Raw genomic sequence first — 15,706 nt, 5'->3', positions numbered from 1 at the left:
GACGACCGGCGTGACGATCGTCGCGACAACGACCGTGGTGGGGTCCGGCGCGATGGTGACCGGCCCGCCTTCCGGCGCGATGACCGGCGTGACGACCGTGACCGCGGCGACCGCGGTGGCTTCCGCCGCGACGACAACCGTGGCGGTGATCGGCCCGCCTTCCGTCGCGACGACCGGCGCGATGACCGCCGTGACAACGACCGAGGCGACCGCGGTGACCGTGGTGGCTTCCGCCGCTTCCGTCGTGACGACCGGCGTGATGACCGTCGCGACAACGACCGTGGTGGGGTCCGGCGCGATGGTGACCGGCCCGCCTTCCGGCGCGACGATCGCCGTGACGACCGTGACCGAGGCGACCGCGGTGGCTTCCGTCGCGACGACAACCGTGGCGGCGGCGGGTACCGCGGCCGCGACGACCGGCGTGACGACCGAGGCCGTGACGACCGCGGGCGCGATGACCGTGGGCGTGGGCCCCGTCGCGACGACCGCGGCCGGCCCGGCGGGTTCCGTGGGCGCGACGACCGCCGTGACGGCGACCGCGGCGGGTTCCGTCGCGACGACCGCGACCGGGACCGTGAGCCGATCAAGCGGCTGCCCATCCCGGACGACGTCACGGGCGACGAGATCGACAAGGACGTACGGCAGGAGCTGCAGAGCCTTCCCAAGGGGCTCGCGGAAGACGTCTCCAGGAACCTGGTGATGGTCGCCAAGCTCATCGACGAGGACCCCGAGCAGGCATACGAGTACGCGAAGATCGCGCTGCGGCTCGCCTCGCGCGTCGCCGCCGTGCGCGAGGCCGCGGGCTTCGCCGCGTACGCCAACCAGAAGTTCAGCGAGGCGCTCGCCGAATTCCGGGCCGCGCGGCGGATGACCGGCAGCGTGGAGCTGTGGCCGGTCATGGCCGACTGCGAGCGCGGGCTCGGGCGGCCCGAGAAGGCGCTCGACATGGCCGGGGCGCCCGAAGTGCACAAGCTCGACAAGGCGGGCCAGGTCGAGATGCGGCTCGTCGCCGCCGGTGCGCGGCGCGACATGGGGCAGATCGACGCCGCCATCGTCACGCTGCAGAGCCCCGAGCTGGCGTCCAACTCGGTCCAGCCCTGGACCGCGCGCCTGCGGTACGCCTACGCCGACGCGCTGCTCGCCGCCGAGCGTGAGGACGAGGCGCGCGAGTGGTTCGCGAAGGCCATCGAGGCCGACAAGGACGGCAGCACCGACGCGTCCGACCGGCTCGCGGAACTGGACGGCGTCGAGTTCGTCGATGCCCTCCATGGCGATGACGCCGACTCGGAGGAAGCGGTGGCTCCGGAGGCCGAGGCCGAGTCGAAGGCCGATGCCGATGCCGACGCCGTCGAGCGTGACGAGGACTGACGGCAGCAGCACCAGGTAAGTGATCGAAGGGGCGGACCTCCCGGTGGAGGCCCGCCCCTTCGTCGTACGCCGCCGACGTGTGACGAGGTCAGAACGCCAGGTCGCGCAGGACCAGGCCCGTCGCCGGCTTCGGGCCGAACGACGTCGACTTGCGGGGCATCGTGACACCCTGGCGGGCCAGGTCGCGCACGACCTCCTCGCGGACCGGGTGCATCAGGACCGCCGTGCCGCCCTCGCGCTCGGCCTTCTCGACCGTCGCCTCCGTGTGGTGGATGTACGCGATGTGGTCCGGGGCGTCCGGGATGCGCCAGATGTGGTCCAGGAGCGTGGCGTGCAGGACCGTCGCGTCGAGGGTGCGCCAGGCGTCGGGCCGGCCCAGCGGGACCGTGCGCGCCAGGAGGTCGGCGGAGGGGCGGTCCACGAGGTGGTACGAGCCGTCGCCGGCCAGGAGGAACGCGTTGCCCTCGGACGCGGCGTCGGCGAGGGCCGCCCGCGCCTCGGACAGCGGGCAGCGCAGGGTGCGTACCCGGAACGAGTCCCCGAGGGCGCTCAGGGCCTCGGCGACCGGCAGCCGGTGCAGATAGCGGTGGATCGCGCGCACCCGCAGCGGATAGCGGGCCGTGTCCACGAGCAGGACCAGGCCGAAGTCCCAGGGCCCCGGCGAGACGTGCTCGGCGCGCAGCCGCAGATAGGTGGCCCAGCGGTGGTGGCCGTCGGCGATGAGTGCCTGGTGGCGACCCAGATCTGACTGGATCTCAGCGATCTCCGCCGGATCGGTCACCGCCCACAGACGATGGCTGAAGCCGTCCTCCGTGGTCGTGGAGAGCAGGGGCTTGTGCTTCGCCGCGCGCTCTATGACAGCGGCCGTGCCGACGGTGGCGCCACTCGCGGCGCCGTCGCTTGTGCCGGTCCCGGTGTCAACGGCTGTGTCGCCAGTTGTGCCGGCCGCCGCGCCCTCACTGCGGTAGGTGAGGAGCAGGGGTTCGAGGTTCGCGGCCGTCGCGCGCAGCAGGGCGGCGCGGTCCTCGACGACGTCCGGCATGACGTCCTCGTGCGGCAGGACGATGCCCCGGGCCGGGTCGGACAGGCGGAGGGCGCCCACGATGCCGCGCTGCAGGATTTCGCTGTCCCGCTGCTCGTACACGTACAGGCCGGGTACCGGATCGGGGGACAGGATGCCCTCGCTGAGCCAGTCGTGGAGGGTGTCCGCGGCCTGCCGGTTGCGGGCGGCCGGGGTGGTCGCCTGCGGCAGGATCAGGCGGACGATGTTGTGCGGGTCGGACGACTCGAGTTCGAGCAGGCCGTCGGGCCGCACGACCACGTCGTACGGCGGTGAGGTCACGGCGGCTAGGGAGCCGACCCGTTCGGAGTCGTAGCGCACACCCCGGAACGGGATCAGGTCGAGGCCGTGGACGTCCGTGTGACCCGCTGTGTTCATTAGGGCATCGTATGTGTGTCAGTGGCATGAGCGATGATCGGGGGAGTGGAATTATCGAGGAGCGATGCGTAATGAGCCAGACCGGCAGCCGCGGCGGAAGCAAGCCCCCGCGGACCCGCCCCGCGGGCAGCGAGCAGGCCCTGAGCGAGGGCTATGACACGGCGCTGCTCGACCTGGACGGGGTGGTGTACGCGGGCGGCAAGGCCATCGCGCACGCCGTCGAGTCGCTGGAGACGGCCCGGTCGGGCGGCATGCACCTCGCGTACGTGACGAACAACGCGCTGCGGACGCCGGACGCGGTGGCCGGGCATCTGACGGAGCTCGGCATCCCGGCCGACCCGTCGGACGTGATCACCTCGGCGCAGGCCGTGGCGCGGCTCGTGAGCGAGCAAGTGCCCGCCGGGGCGCGGGTGTTGGTGGTGGGCGGCGAAGGGCTGCGGGTCGCGCTGCGTGAGCGCGGGCTTGAGCCCGTGGAGTCCGCCGACGACGATCCGGCGGCCGTGGTGCAGGGCTATGGCGGGCCCGAGCTCGCGTGGGGGCGGTTCGCGGAGGCGTGCTACGCGATCGCGCGTGGTGTGCCGTGGTTCGCCTCCAACACGGACCTGACGATTCCGAGCGGGCGGGGCATCGCGCCCGGGAACGGGGCGGCCGTCGAGGTCGTGCGGATCGCCACGGGGGCGGAGCCGCAGGTCGCCGGGAAGCCGTTGCCGCCGATGCATCGGGAGACGATTCTGCGGACCGGGGCGGAGCGGGCGCTGGTCGTGGGGGACCGGCTCGACACGGACATCGAGGGGGCGTTCAACGGCGGTGTGGACTCGTTGCTCGTGCTGACCGGGGTCACCGACGGCGCGCAGTTGCTGGCCGCGCGGCCCGAGCACCGTCCCACGTATGTGGACGCGGATCTGCGAGGGATGCTGGTCGGGCAGCCCGAAGTGACGCCGGGGGAGGGCGAGTTCACCTGTGGAGGGTGGACTGCCTCTGTGCGGGGCGACGCCTTGGCGCTTGACGGGGAAGGGGAGGCCATGAATGGGCTGAGGGCGTTGTGCGCGGCGGCTTGGACCGCGGCGGGGGACGGCCGGTGCGAGCTCGATGGGGGGAAGGGGCTGGCTCGGCTGGGGTTGTAGCGGTCCCTCGAACGCCGGACGCGGTGGAAAGGGTGGTCACGCCTGCTCGTTGTTGGACAGGAGCTGGTCCTCCGTCGCGCCCTTGCGCCAGTAGCCCGTGAATTTCACGCGCTCGCGGGCCATGCCGCGTTCGCCGACCAGATGGCGGCGTACGGACCTGACCGTCGCCGACTCGCCCGCGATCCAGGCGTAGGGGGTGCCGGCGGGGAGGCGGGCGGCGCGGATCGCCTCCGTCGTCGTGCCCTCGCCCGTGAGCCAAGTGATGTCGGCGTCCGCCTTGGTGAGCAGTTCCTGGCGGTCCGCCGGGTCGTGGAGTTCGAGCCAGGCGAGGACCCGCGTCGACGGCGGCAGCGCCTCGAGGATGCCGGCGACGGCGGGCAGCGCCGACTCGTCGCCGGTCAGCAGGATCCAGTCGGTGTCCTCGGGCGGCCTGAAGTCGTACGCCGCGTTCTCCTCCTCGACCGGGGCGAGGACGCCGACGCGGGTGCCGGGGCGGGCGGCCGTGCGGGCCCAGCGCGAGGCCGGGCCCTCGGTGTCCCGCGCGTCCGGCGCGGGCTCGTGCACGGCGAAGTCGACGATCAACTCGTGCGGGTCGCGGCGCAGTTCACGGATGGTGTACGTGCGCATGATGCCGCGTACGCCCGGGTCGAGGGCGCGCCAGGCCGCGTACCAGTCGGGGGAGTCCGTGTCCGGCATGACCGGCGCGCTCTGGCCCGGCTGCGGCAGGAACACCTTGACGCGCTGGTCGCGTCCGCCCGAGGCCATCCGCGCCACGTCGGAGCCGCCGAGGGCCACACGGACCATCGACGGCGTCAGGCGTTCGGTGCGCAGGACCTGGGTGTCGAAGAACTGGAACGGGGCGTCGGTCATGGGGTGAGCCTCTTTCCTGTCCGGTGTGATCGGGGGCCCGCGCCCGGCGGCTAGCGCTTGAGCTTCTTGGACTTCTCGATGGCGGCCGCCAGCTGTTCGAGCACCGGGGCGTAGCCCGCGTAGCTGTAGCGCTCCTCCATGGACCACGGGACCGTCTGGCCGGCCTTGACGGCGGGGAGCTTGTTCCAGGTGGGCTTCTTCGCGAGCTGCTGCTCGGTCAGCGCGGAGGAACGGTTGTCGACCATGATCAGGTCGGCGTGGTACTTGTCGGCGTTCTCCCAGCTCAGGAACTCCCAGAAGCCCCACTCGTCGCTCTTCTTGCCCTCGACGAACTCGACGCCGAGATCCTTGAAGTAGTTGAGGTCGCAGTAGGAGTCGGGCACGGCGACGTACATCTGGTCGGCGTCGCCCGTCATCGCCATGACCTTCAGGCCGCCGTTCGCCTTCGCGGCCTCGCGCAGGGTGCGTTCGGCCTTCTCGAAGCGGGACTTGGCGGCTCGTACCTTCTCGGACTCCAGGTCGGCGCCGAGCGCGGCGGCCAGATCGGTATAGCGCTTCAGCGGCTCTAGGAGGGAGGCGCGGGCGCCGTTGATGCCGATCGTCGGGGCGAGGGCGGCGATCTTCTTGCTGCTCTCCTCGGGGACGAACCAGAGGTTCGGCGGCGGGAACATGTTGCTGATCAGCAGGTCCGGCCGGAGGGACGCGTACTTCTCGATGTTGAACTGGCCCCAGGTCTCGCCGACGCTGGTCAGTTTGTCGACATCGAGATCGCCTGCCTGCGGGTTGGGCTTGCCGTCGACGGGCTTCGAGGGGCCGAAGACGCCGGTGCACTCGACGCCGTAGTCGTGCAGGGCGGCGGCCGTGCTGATGAACGCGACGATGTTCTTCGGCGTCGACTTGAGGCGCACGGTCTTGCCGCGGTCGTCCTTGAAGCTCCAGGGCTTGCCGTCGGAGCCCGCGTTCGACGCCTTGTCCTTGCCGTTGTCGTCACCGCACGCGGCGAGGAGGGCGCCGAGGCCCAGGGCGCCGCCGGCGGTGAGCACGGCACGCCGGGACGGCCGGGGCGAGGGAGAGCCAGGGGACGGGCGTGACCGGGGCATACGTGGCGCTTCTCTCGTCGAAGAGCAATAGGAGGGTAGGCTAACCTAACCGCGTGTTGGTCGACAGTCCCCCCGAACCCAGCGCGGAGACCGCTCCCGCGCCACCCGGCCGCCGCGCGATACGCGGCGCCGGGCTTCTGCTCTCCGTAGTGGTGCTGCTGGCCCTGGTGTTCGCCAGCATCGCCGTGGGCGCCAAACCGCTCTCCATGGACCAGGTCTGGCACGGCCTGTTCGAGGACTCGGGGACGTACACCGACATCGTCGTCGGCGAGCGGGTGTCCCGCACGCTGCTCGGTCTCCTCGCGGGCATGGCGCTCGGCCTGTCCGGCGCGGTCCTGCAGGCGCTGACCCGCAATCCGCTGGCCGACCCCGGGCTGCTCGGCATCAACATGGGCGCGTCCGCCGCCGTCGTGACCGCCATCAGCTTCTTCGGGGTCACCTCGCTGAGCGGCTACGTGTGGTTCGCCTTCGTGGGCGCGGCGGTCGTCGGAGCGCTGGTGTACGCGCTCGGCGGCACCCGCAGTGCGACGCCCGTGCGCCTCGCGCTCGCCGGCACGGCGCTGACCGCGGCGCTCTCCGGCTATCTCCAGGCCGTGATGATCACGGACAACGCCGCCCTCGACAAGATGCGCTTCTGGACGGTCGGTTCGCTGGCCTCCGCCAAGATGGAGACGATCCAGCAGGTCGCGCCGTTCCTCGTCGTGGGCACGGTGCTCGCCCTCGCCCTCGCCCGGCCGCTCAACGCCGTGGCGATGGGCGACGACACCGCCCGCGCGCTCGGCGCCCATCTGACCCGCACCCGCGCGCTGTCCATGGTCTCCGCGACGCTGCTGTGCGGCGCCGCGACCGCCGCGTGCGGGCCCATCATGTTCGTCGGCCTCATGGTGCCGCACGTCGTGCGGTCCTTCACCGGCCCGGACATGCGCTGGATCTTCCCGTACGCGGCCGTCCTCTCGCCCGTCCTGCTGCTCGGCGCCGACGTGCTCGGCCGGGTCGTCTCACGCCCCGCCGAACTCCAGGTCGGCATCGTCACCGCGGCCATCGGCGCCCCGGTGTTCATCCTGCTCGTACGACGGCGGAGGACGGCCCAGCTGTGAAGGCGATACGCACCCGCGCGAGCCGTGCCCGAGCGATACCTACCCGAGCGATACCTACCCGAGCGATACCTACCCGAGCGATACGTACCCGCGGGGTCTCCGTCCGCTTCGACGTCCGCGCCGCCGTCGTCGTCGCGGTCCTCGTGGTCGCCGCGCTCGCCGCGAGCGTCGTGCTCATCGGCACCGGCGACTTCGACATCCCCACCGCCGACGTCATCCGCACCCTGCTCGGCAACGGCGACCCCGGCCAGGAGTTCATCATCAACGACCTGCGGCTGCCGCGGGTCGTCGTCGGCCTCCTAGTGGGCGCCTCGCTCGGCCTCGGCGGCGCGCTCTTCCAGTCCATCTCCCGCAATCCGCTGGGCAGCCCGGACGTCCTCGGCATCGGGCAGGGCTCCACCGCGGGCGCCCTCCTCATGATCGTGATCTTCCAGGGCAGCGCGAACGAGGTCGCGGGCGGTGCGCTGGTCGGCGGCCTGGTCACCGGCGCCGCGATGTACCTCCTCGCCTGGAAACAGGGCGTCCACGGCTACCGGCTCGTCCTCGTCGGCATCGGCGTGAACGCCTTCGCGCTCGCCGTGAACGGCTATCTGCTGACCAAGGCCGACCTCGTCGACGCCGCGCGCGCGGTCGTGTGGATGACGGGCTCGCTCAACGGCCGCGACTGGGAGCAGGTGTGGCCGCTGCTCACGCTGTGCGCGGTGCTGCTGCCGCTGGTCGTCGCCCACGCGCGGCCGCTGCGGATGCTGGAGATGGGGGACGACACGGCGTACGCCCTCGGGGTGCCCGTGGAGCGCACCCGCATCGTGCTGATGGGCTCCGCCGTGCTGCTCACCGCCGCCGCGACCGCCGCCGCCGGGCCCGTCAGCTTCGTCGCCCTCACCGCGCCGCAGCTCGCCCGCCGCCTGACCCGCTCGCCCGGCCCCAACCTGCTGCCCGCGATGTGCATGGGCGCCACCCTGCTGATCGTCGCCGACTGGGCCTCGCAACGGGTCTTCGGCGCCGACCAGTTGCCCGTCGGCGTCGTCACCGGTGTCCTCGGCGGCGTGTATCTGCTGTGGCTGCTCGCCACCGAGCGCAAGGCGGGACGGATATGAGGCCCAAGCTCAAGCCCAAGCCCTCGTCCTCGTACGAAGACACACACGACCAGGAGCGTGCCCCTGTGAACCGGCTCATCGCCGACGACGTGACCATCGGCTACGACCAGCGCGTCATCGCGGAGAAGCTGTCCGTCGAGATCCCCGACAACTCCTTCACCGTGATCGTCGGTCCGAACGCCTGCGGCAAGTCGACGCTCCTGCGCGCCCTGTCCCGGATGCTCAAGCCCTCGGCGGGGCGGGTGCTCCTGGACGGGCAGGCCATCCAGTCGATGCCCGCGAAGAAGGTCGCGCGGACGCTCGGTCTGCTGCCGCAGTCGTCCATCGCCCCCGACGGCATCACCGTCGGAGACCTGGTGGCGCGCGGCCGCTACCCGCACCAGGGACTGCTGCGGCAGTGGTCGGGCGACGACGAGCGGATCGTGCGCGAGTCCATGGAGGCGACGGGTGTCGCCGAGCTCGGGGACCGGTACGTCGATGAGCTCTCCGGCGGCCAGCGGCAGCGCGTGTGGATCGCCATGGCCCTCGCCCAGCAGACGCCGCTGCTGCTGCTCGACGAACCGACCACGTTCCTCGACATCCAGCACCAGATCGACGTCCTTGACCTCTGCGCCGACCTGCACGAGGAGCAGGGGCGCACGCTGGTCGCGGTCCTGCACGACCTGAACCACGCCGCCCGTTACGCCACGCACCTCATCGCGCTGCGCGACGGCGAGGTGCTGGCCGAGGGCCCGCCGCGGGAGATTGTTTCCGCTGAGTTGGTTCGGGACACCTTTGGGATTCGGTGTCAGGTGATCGATGATCCGGAGACGGGGACGCCGCTCGTTGTTCCGGCCGCACGTAAGGCTCGCGTGGGCGCGTGAATCGGGGCTCTCTATGGGGGCTTCGCCCCCTGGCCCCCTTTTTTCGCCGCTTCGCGGCTCGTCCTCAAACGCCGGACGGGCTGATTCGTTCCCCTCGGCCGCAGGGTCGGCGCTAGAGCAGGGAACGCAGGCGCAGGAGGTCGCGTAGGCCCGCCTCCAGCTTGACTCGGCCGGAGGCCCACGCCTTGGTGAAGTTCAGGGTGCCGTCGACCATCGCGACCAGGTCGTCGCCGGTCATGGCGAGGCGGATCTGGGCCTTCTCGCGCGGCGGGCCCGGGTGCTGGTCGAGCACCTCGATCCGGCCGTTCTTCAGGCGGCCGTCGAAGGTGGCGTCCAGATCCTTGATGTGGCAGCTCAGCGAGCGGTCGAGCGCGGCGGCACTGCGTACGTCGCCGTCGGCGTCCGCGAGATTGTCCGAGAGTCTGTCGAGTGCGCTGCGGCACTCCGCCATGGTCGCCATCGTGATCGACGGTACCGCAGGGCTTCGATGTAGCGTCGTGCCATGAGCGACTGGACGCCGGGCCGCGAGCCCGAGCCCACGGAGGCGGAGTACGAGATTCCGGCGGAGGCGGACGCCGATGTTCCCGTGGCCCCGGATGTTCCCCCGGCCCCGGAAGCCGACGTCGACCCCTCCGAGCCCGCCCCCCTGGAAGTGGTCCGCACCCCCACCGGCGACGCCGAGGTCGACGCGCGGCTCGACCGTCTCGCCGACGCCGACCACCTCGCCACGGACGGCCACATCGAGGTGTACGAGGATGTTCACCAGGGCCTGCGCGACGCGCTCACCGCGCTGGACGCACGCCCCGGGCCCCCCGCGCCCGCGGGGGCGCCGCACCCTTCGTACGACAGGAGCTGAACCGAACGTGGCAGGAGTGGCACGCCGCCGCCTCGACGCCGAGCTGGTGCGCCGGAAGCTCGCGCGCTCGCGCGAGCACGCAAGCCAGCTGATCGCCGCCGGCCGGGTGAGCGTCGGCAAGACCCTCGCTACCAAGCCGGCCACGCAGGTGGAGACGGCCGCCGCGATCGTCGTCACCCAGGACGACAGCGATCCCGACTACGTCTCGCGCGGCGGCCACAAGCTCGCAGGCGCGCTGGCGGCCTTCGTGCCGCAGGGGCTCGCCGTCGAGGGGCGGCGCGCCCTGGACGCGGGCGCGTCCACCGGCGGCTTCACCGACGTGCTGCTGCGCGCCGGGGCCGCGCACGTCGTCGCCGTCGACGTCGGCTACGGCCAGCTCGCCTGGTCGCTGCAGAGCGACGACCGGGTCACCGTCAAGGACCGTACGAACGTACGCGAGTTGACGCTCGACCTCGTCGATGGCGTTCCTGTCGATCTCGTCGTCGGCGATCTGTCCTTCATTCCGCTGGGGCTTGTCCTGCCCGCCCTGGTGCGGTGTGCCGCGCCGGACGCGGACCTGGTCCTGATGGTCAAGCCGCAGTTCGAGGTCGGCAAGGAACGCCTCGGCAGCGGAGGTGTGGTGCGCAGCGCGGAGCTGCGCGCCGACGCCGTGCGGACCGTGGCACGGCAGGCGTGGGGGCTCGGGCTCGGGGTGCGCGGCGTGACCGCCAGCCCGCTGCCCGGACCCTCGGGGAATGTCGAGTACTTTCTGTGGCTGCGCGCCGGGGCGCCGGAACTCGACCCGGCGGACGTCGACCGTGCCGTGGCGGAGGGGCCCCGTTGAGTCAGACCCGAGCTCGTACTGTTTTTCTTCTGGCGCACACCGGCAGGCCCGCGGCCATCCGCAGCGCCGAACTCGTCGTACAGGGGCTGCTGCGCAGCGGCCTCGGCGTGCGGGTGCTCGAGGCGGAGGCCGTGGACCTGCCGCTGCCTCCCTCGGTCGAGCTGGTCAAGGAGGCGACGCCCGCCTGCCTGGACGGGTGCGAACTCCTAGTCGTGCTCGGCGGTGACGGGACGCTGCTGCGCGGCGCGGAGTTCGCCCGCGCCTCCGGCGTGCCGATGCTCGGCGTGAACCTCGGCCGCGTCGGCTTCCTCGCCGAAGCCGAGCGCGACGACCTGGACAAGGTCGTCGACCGCGTCGTCACCAAGGCGTACGAGGTCGAGGAGCGCATGACCGTCGACGTCGTCGTGCACAGCAACGGCGATGTCGTGCACCGCGACTGGGCCCTCAACGAAGCCGCCGTGCAGAAGATGTCGGCCGAGCGGATGCTGGAAGTCGTCCTGGAGATCGACGGGCGCCCGGTGACCGGCTTCGGCTGCGACGGCATCGTGTGCGCGACGCCGACCGGCTCGACGGCGTACGCCTTCTCGGCGGGCGGGCCCGTGGTGTGGCCCGAGGTCGAGGCGCTCCTGATGGTGCCGATCAGCGCGCACGCCCTCTTCGCCAAGCCCCTGGTGACCTCGCCGGACTCCGTCCTCGCCGTCGAGGTCCAGCCGCACACGCCGCACGGGGTGCTGTGGTGCGACGGGCGGCGGACCGTCGAACTGCCCGCCGGGGCGCGGGTGGAGGTGCGCCGCGGCGCCGTGCCGGTGCGGCTCGCGCGGCTGCACCACGCGTCGTTCACGGACCGGCTGGTGGCCAAGTTCGCCCTGCCGGTTTCGGGGTGGCGGGGGGCGCCGCACTAGCGCTTCGCTGGATGTGCCGGGGGGATTGTGCGGGCCGGTGGGGTGCTTATTGCGCGGGCCGGTGGGGCTGGTCGCGCAGTTCCCCGCGCCCCATACGGGGCACAGGGCCGTTCCAGAGCCATGTCGCCCACGGTCAGGTCGCGCTGACCACCGTTATCGCCCGGCGCCGCAGCACTGCCATCACCGGCAGGCCCGTGGCGCCGAGGGCCAGGAGCAGGGTGCCGGTGGCTATGCCCGTCGGCACCGCCCAGGGCATGTACGGGACCGCCGAGCCGAAGGCCGTGCTGAGCATCGGCGCGAGCGTCGCCAGGGCGATCGCGGTGCCCAAGAGGAGTGCCGTCCCGGCGACGACCACCGCCTCCCACGCCGCCATGGCCCGCACCTGGCGGCGCTGGGAGCCGACGACCCGCAGCAGGGCCAGGTCGCGGCGGCGCTCGAAGGAGATCATGGCGAGGGTGTTGGCCGAGGCGATGGCGGCGAAGCCCGCGTACAACGACGTGCCCATGTAATCCATCCAGACCTCGCCCGTGCTGCCCGCCGAGCCCGTGTGGTGCTGGGCCGTGGTGTGCGTCGCGATCTTCGTGAGGCCGAAGCCGACGACCAGGAGCAGCGGCACCACCGCCGCGGAGAAACGGCGGGGCTGGGAGCGGACGTTGAGCATCGCCAAACGCGCCGCGCTGCCGCCGAGGCGCCCCACGGCCGCCGAGACCAGCCAGGCCGCGGGCCCGATGAGCCGCGGCCCGAGCAGGCCCGCGCCCACGCAGAACAGGATCAGGACCAGGAACGCCCCTTCGTTCGCCTCGTCCGCGGGCTGCCGGGAGAGCAGCACGGACAGGAAGACGCCGCCCGCGACCGCGAGCAGGCCGAGCGGGGCGCGCAGCAGGCCGAGCCCGCGCCGCCCGGCCGCCGCCTCGTCCAGCGCGCGTGCCGGGCGCAGCAGCGAGAAGCGCAGCGCGGACAGGACGGCCGCCAGCGTCGAGGTGACGACGGCGACGCCCAGGCACACGGGCAGCGCCAGCCAGCTGAAGCGGAAGGGCACTTCGGCCGGGACCAGGCCGTGCGTGATCATGCCCCGGAACCACACCCGGGCCAGCACGCCGCCGAGCGCGAACCCGACCAGGGCGGCGGGGACGGACGCGGCGAGGGCCTGGACGGCCACCGCGCGGCGGACCTGCCGGGGCTTGGCGCCGATGGAACGGACCAGCGCGAGCTCGCGGTGCTGCTGCACGACGGCCGTGCCCATCGTCGACACGACCACGAATATCGACATGTAGATGGAGCCGATCAGGAGCACGGTCGCCATGTCGCCCACGCCGTTCTCGGTGAGCTGTGCGCGTGCCGGGCCCGCGAGGCCGTCCGTGCTCGTCGTGCGCAGCATCATGGTCGACGCGCTCACGACGGTCGCCGCGAACAGTGCCGCGACGGCCGTGCCGATAAATGCCGGGCGGTGCGCGTGCAGCGCCGCCCGAGCCAGTCCTGTACTCATGTCGATCATGATGCGGCGGCAGGTACACCCGCCACCATGAGGTTCGCCGCAGGATTCACCTGAGGAAAACCCCAGGTCCCTGGCGCTCCGGTGCCAGAGGCGCGGTCGGTCAACGGAACCCGCTGCGCGGGGTGACAAAACCGAGCCCGCCGCCCGGGCATCGACCAGCGCCTTCACCGCGGAGAGTGGGGCGGCGTCGCGGCGCCCGGGGAAAACCTCGTATGGTCAGGGGCGTGTTGGAGGAGATGCGGATACGGTCGCTCGGAGTCATCGACGACGCTGTCGTCGAGCTGTCGCCCGGCTTCACCGCCGTGACCGGCGAGACCGGAGCGGGCAAGACGATGGTCGTCACCAGCCTCGGCCTGCTGCTCGGCGGGCGCGCCGACCCCGCCCTGGTGCGGATCGGCGCCAAGGCGGCGGTCGTGGAGGGGCGCATCGCCGTGCCCGCGGACGCCGCCGCGGCCGTGCGCGCCGAGGAGGCCGGGGCCGAACTGGACGACGGGGCGCTCCTGGTCAGCCGGACGATCTCCGCGGAGGGCCGCTCCCGCGCGCACCTCGGCGGGCGGTCCGTGCCGGTCGGCGTGCTCTCCGAGCTCGCCGACGACCTCGTGGCCGTGCACGGCCAGAGCGATCAGCAGGGCCTGCTCAAGCCCGCCCGGCAGCGCGGCGCTCTCGACCGGTACGCGGGCGAGTCCGTCGCCGTACCACTCGACAAGTACACGGCCGCCTACCGCCGGCTGCGCGCCGTCACCCTGGAGCTCGACGAGATCACCACGCGCGCCCGCGAGCGCGCCCAGGAAGCCGACATGCTGCGCTTCGGCCTGGAGGAGATCGCCGCCGTCGAACCGCGCGCGGGCGAGGACACCGAACTCGCCGCCGAGGCCGAGCGCCTGGGCCACGCCGAGGCCCTCGCCTCCGCCGCGACGGCCGCGCACGCCGCCCTCGCCGGCAACCCCGAGGACCCCGAGGGCGTGGACGCCACGACCCTGGTCGCGGGCGGCCACCGGGCCCTTGAGGCCGTCCGGTCCCACGACCCCGCCCTCGCCGCCCTCGCCGACCGCATCGGCGAGATCGGGATCCTGCTCTCGGACGTCTCCGGCGAGCTCGCCGGATACGCCGACGACCTCGACGCCGACCCGCTGCGGCTCGCCGCCGTCGAGGAGCGGCGGGCCGCGCTCACGCAACTCACCCGCAAGTACGGCGAGGACGTCGGCGCCGTGCTCGCCTGGGCCGAGGACGGCGCCTCCCGCCTCACCGAACTCGAGGGCGACGACGACCGCCTGGGGGAGCTGACCGCCGAGCGGGACGCGCTGCGGGCCGAGCTGTCCGGGCTCGCCCGGGCCCTCACCGACGCGCGCGTCGAGGCCGCCTCGCGGTTCGCTGCCGCCGTCACCGAGGAGCTGGCCTCGCTCGCCATGCCGCACGCGCGCGTGACGATCGATGTGCGGCAGACCGACGATCCCGACGGGGTCGAGATCGACGGGCGCACGGTCGCGTACGGGCCCGCCGGTGTCGACGACGTCGAGCTGCTGCTCGCCCCCCACCCCGGCGCGCCGCCCCGGCCCATCGCCAAGGGGGCCTCCGGCGGTGAGCTGTCGCGCGTCATGCTCGCCGTGGAAGTCGTCTTCGCCGGTACGGATCCCGTGCCCACCTATCTCTTCGACGAGGTCGACGCCGGGGTCGGCGGCAAGGCCGCCGTGGAGATCGGGCGGCGGCTCGCGCGGCTCGCGAAGTCCGCGCAGGTCGTGGTCGTCACGCACCTTCCGCAGGTGGCGGCCTTCGCCGATCGGCAGTTGCTCGTCGAGAAGACCCATGACGGGTCTGTGACGCGGTCCGGGGTGCAGGTGCTCGAAGGGGAGGAGCGGGTGCGGGAGCTTTCGCGGATGCTTGCCGGGCAGGAGGACTCCGAGACTGCTCGGGCGCATGCGGAGGAGTTGTTGGCGGCGGCTCGGGGGGATGGCTGAGGGCGGGCCCTGCGGGGCTTTCCCCGCAGTGTCCATTAGCGCGCTCCGCGCGCGGGCGCCCCTTCCCGGGCTCGTCCTCAAACGCCGGACGGGCTGTCTCCCAGCCTCTCCGTTACGGGAGCCGCGCTCACCCGAGTGGGTGATCCGGCGAACGGAGTTGTCCGGTCCGATGGTGCAGGGACCTTTCGGCAGTGCCGGAACGGGCGTACGTACTGGCATTCTTGACGCTGCGCACGGGCGGGCCACCGAACGCCCGTCCCCTCGGCGCCCACCCACCCCTCGGCGCGCCGCCCAGCCGCCGACCCGACCCAGGAGCCCGGCCACGTGAGCCACGTGAGCACCCCCGCACCGCAAGGCCAGCCGCCGCTGCACACCGTGCAGGTACTGGGCGGCGGCAGTGCGGGAAGCAGCGCGCACGTCAGGTCCCTGGCGACAGGGCTGGCCGCGCGCGGTGTGCGCGTCACCGTGTGCGCGCCCGCCGAGGCCGACGAGACGTACGACTTCGCGGGCAGCGGCGCCCACCACGTCCCCGTGCCGCGCCGCAGCGACCCCGCGTCCGTCGCCGCGCTCCGGGCGGCCTGCGCCGACGCCGACCTGGTGCACGCGCACGGACTGCACGCCGGACTGCGTGCCGCCCTCGCCCTGACCGGCCGCCGCGTCCCGCTCGTCGTCACCTGGCACACCCGCGCCCAGGCCGCGGGCGCCCGCGCCCACGTCC

Annotated in this window: 15 protein-coding genes; 10 read left to right on the top strand and 5 right to left on the bottom strand. The window is 72.7% G+C overall.

Translation table 11 applies throughout. The features are described 5' to 3' along the window. Window positions 1-591 precede the first annotated feature (591 nt). Window positions 592-1,368 (top strand): tetratricopeptide repeat protein, encoded by a 777-nt coding sequence (locus STRAU_RS29915; RefSeq protein ID WP_078621594.1) that lies wholly within the window; start codon window positions 592-594, stop codon window positions 1,366-1,368. A gap of 88 nt (window positions 1,369-1,456) precedes the next feature. Here STRAU_RS29915 and STRAU_RS29910 read toward each other — a convergent pair whose 3' ends face one another. Continuing rightward, window positions 1,457-2,806, bottom strand: a complete 1,350-nt coding sequence (locus STRAU_RS29910) for a DUF1015 family protein (RefSeq protein WP_016644157.1) — start codon at window positions 2,804-2,806, stop codon at window positions 1,457-1,459. A gap of 71 nt (window positions 2,807-2,877) precedes the next feature. On the opposite strand from STRAU_RS29910, the gene STRAU_RS29905 reads away from it, so the two are divergent. Continuing rightward, window positions 2,878-3,930 (top strand): HAD-IIA family hydrolase, encoded by a 1,053-nt coding sequence (locus STRAU_RS29905; protein ID WP_016644156.1) that lies wholly within the window; start codon window positions 2,878-2,880, stop codon window positions 3,928-3,930. Window positions 3,931-3,966: 36 nt separating this feature from the next. Here the strand turns inward: STRAU_RS29905 and STRAU_RS29900 are convergent, their stop codons facing one another. Together STRAU_RS29900 and STRAU_RS29895 are read right to left on the bottom strand one after the other, a co-directional pair. Then, window positions 3,967-4,800: a siderophore-interacting protein gene (locus tag STRAU_RS29900; protein WP_016644155.1), complete on the bottom strand. Its 834-nt coding sequence runs from the start codon at window positions 4,798-4,800 to the stop codon at window positions 3,967-3,969. A 50-nt stretch (window positions 4,801-4,850) separates the two neighbouring features. After that, the gene (locus STRAU_RS29895) at window positions 4,851-5,900 is read right to left on the bottom strand and encodes an ABC transporter substrate-binding protein (RefSeq protein ID WP_037662834.1); all 1,050 of its coding nucleotides are present in this window, start codon (window positions 5,898-5,900) and stop codon (window positions 4,851-4,853) included. A gap of 53 nt (window positions 5,901-5,953) precedes the next feature. On the opposite strand from STRAU_RS29895, the gene STRAU_RS29890 reads away from it, so the two are divergent. From STRAU_RS29890 to STRAU_RS29880, 3 genes are read left to right on the top strand one after another with little or no spacing between them, the layout of a single operon-like run. Continuing rightward, complete coding sequence (locus tag STRAU_RS29890; protein WP_037662832.1) at window positions 5,954-6,997, top strand: FecCD family ABC transporter permease; 1,044 nt, start codon at window positions 5,954-5,956, stop codon at window positions 6,995-6,997. A gap of 35 nt (window positions 6,998-7,032) precedes the next feature. Beyond that, the gene (locus tag STRAU_RS29885) at window positions 7,033-8,094 is read left to right on the top strand and encodes a FecCD family ABC transporter permease (RefSeq protein ID WP_052029348.1); all 1,062 of its coding nucleotides are present in this window, start codon (window positions 7,033-7,035) and stop codon (window positions 8,092-8,094) included. Next, on the top strand, window positions 8,091-8,957 hold the full coding sequence (locus tag STRAU_RS29880) for an ABC transporter ATP-binding protein (protein ID WP_016644151.1): 867 nt from the start codon (window positions 8,091-8,093) through the stop codon (window positions 8,955-8,957). Before STRAU_RS29885 ends, STRAU_RS29880 begins: the two co-directional genes overlap by 4 nt. Before the next feature lie 112 nt (window positions 8,958-9,069). On the opposite strand, the gene STRAU_RS29875 is transcribed toward STRAU_RS29880, so the two are convergent. Continuing rightward, complete coding sequence (locus STRAU_RS29875) at window positions 9,070-9,417, bottom strand: SCP2 sterol-binding domain-containing protein (protein ID WP_016644150.1); 348 nt, start codon at window positions 9,415-9,417, stop codon at window positions 9,070-9,072. Between the two features lie 42 nt (window positions 9,418-9,459). Between STRAU_RS29875 and STRAU_RS29870 the strand changes: the two genes are divergently transcribed. From STRAU_RS29870 to STRAU_RS29860, 3 genes are read left to right on the top strand one after another with little or no spacing between them, the layout of a single operon-like run. Further along, window positions 9,460-9,813 carry a hypothetical protein gene (locus STRAU_RS29870; protein ID WP_016644149.1) on the top strand — a complete coding sequence of 118 codons (354 nt, stop codon included), beginning with the start codon at window positions 9,460-9,462 and terminating at the stop codon, window positions 9,811-9,813. Between the two features lie 7 nt (window positions 9,814-9,820). Then, a complete protein-coding gene (locus tag STRAU_RS29865; protein WP_037662827.1) occupies window positions 9,821-10,636 on the top strand; it encodes a TlyA family RNA methyltransferase in 816 nt (271 codons plus the stop codon). Then, window positions 10,633-11,538: an NAD kinase gene (locus tag STRAU_RS29860; protein ID WP_016644147.1), complete on the top strand. Its 906-nt coding sequence runs from the start codon at window positions 10,633-10,635 to the stop codon at window positions 11,536-11,538. Before STRAU_RS29865 ends, STRAU_RS29860 begins: the two co-directional genes overlap by 4 nt. A gap of 133 nt (window positions 11,539-11,671) precedes the next feature. On the opposite strand, the gene STRAU_RS29855 is transcribed toward STRAU_RS29860, so the two are convergent. Next, the gene (locus tag STRAU_RS29855) at window positions 11,672-13,024 is read right to left on the bottom strand and encodes an ABC transporter permease (RefSeq protein ID WP_259300015.1); all 1,353 of its coding nucleotides are present in this window, start codon (window positions 13,022-13,024) and stop codon (window positions 11,672-11,674) included. Window positions 13,025-13,245: 221 nt separating this feature from the next. Between STRAU_RS29855 and recN the strand changes: the two genes are divergently transcribed. Continuing rightward, entirely contained in the window at window positions 13,246-14,988 is a 1,743-nt protein-coding gene (gene recN / locus STRAU_RS29850) for a DNA repair protein RecN (RefSeq protein ID WP_016644145.1), read from the top strand. A 324-nt stretch (window positions 14,989-15,312) separates the two neighbouring features. Then, window positions 15,313-15,706: glycosyltransferase (locus STRAU_RS29845; protein WP_037662824.1), on the top strand; the 394-nt coding region annotated here is incomplete at its 3' end.

Source organism: Streptomyces aurantiacus JA 4570 (assembly GCF_000414115.1).
Taxonomy (GTDB): Bacteria; Actinomycetota; Actinomycetes; order Streptomycetales; family Streptomycetaceae; genus Streptomyces; species Streptomyces aurantiacus_A.
Note: the sequence above shows the minus strand (reverse complement) of the source record. Positions and strands in the feature narration are given on the sequence as shown.

Bases quoted from the DNA above. Each gene is read 5' to 3' on its own strand.
- STRAU_RS29910 (WP_016644157.1), bottom strand. From the start codon at position 2,806: ATGAACACAGCGGGTCACACGGACGTCCACGGCCTCGACCTGATCCCG.
- STRAU_RS29905 (WP_016644156.1), top strand. From the start codon at position 2,878: ATGAGCCAGACCGGCAGCCGCGGCGGAAGCAAGCCCCCGCGGACCCGC.
- STRAU_RS29900 (WP_016644155.1), bottom strand. From the start codon at position 4,800: ATGACCGACGCCCCGTTCCAGTTCTTCGACACCCAGGTCCTGCGCACC.
- STRAU_RS29895 (WP_037662834.1), bottom strand. From the start codon at position 5,900: ATGCCCCGGTCACGCCCGTCCCCTGGCTCTCCCTCGCCCCGGCCGTCC.
- STRAU_RS29880 (WP_016644151.1), top strand. From the start codon at position 8,091: ATGAGGCCCAAGCTCAAGCCCAAGCCCTCGTCCTCGTACGAAGACACA.
- STRAU_RS29875 (WP_016644150.1), bottom strand. From the start codon at position 9,417: ATGGCGACCATGGCGGAGTGCCGCAGCGCACTCGACAGACTCTCGGAC.
- STRAU_RS29870 (WP_016644149.1), top strand. From the start codon at position 9,460: ATGAGCGACTGGACGCCGGGCCGCGAGCCCGAGCCCACGGAGGCGGAG.
- STRAU_RS29855 (WP_259300015.1), bottom strand. From the start codon at position 13,024: ATGAGTACAGGACTGGCTCGGGCGGCGCTGCACGCGCACCGCCCGGCA.
- recN (WP_016644145.1), top strand. From the start codon at position 13,246: ATGGTCAGGGGCGTGTTGGAGGAGATGCGGATACGGTCGCTCGGAGTC.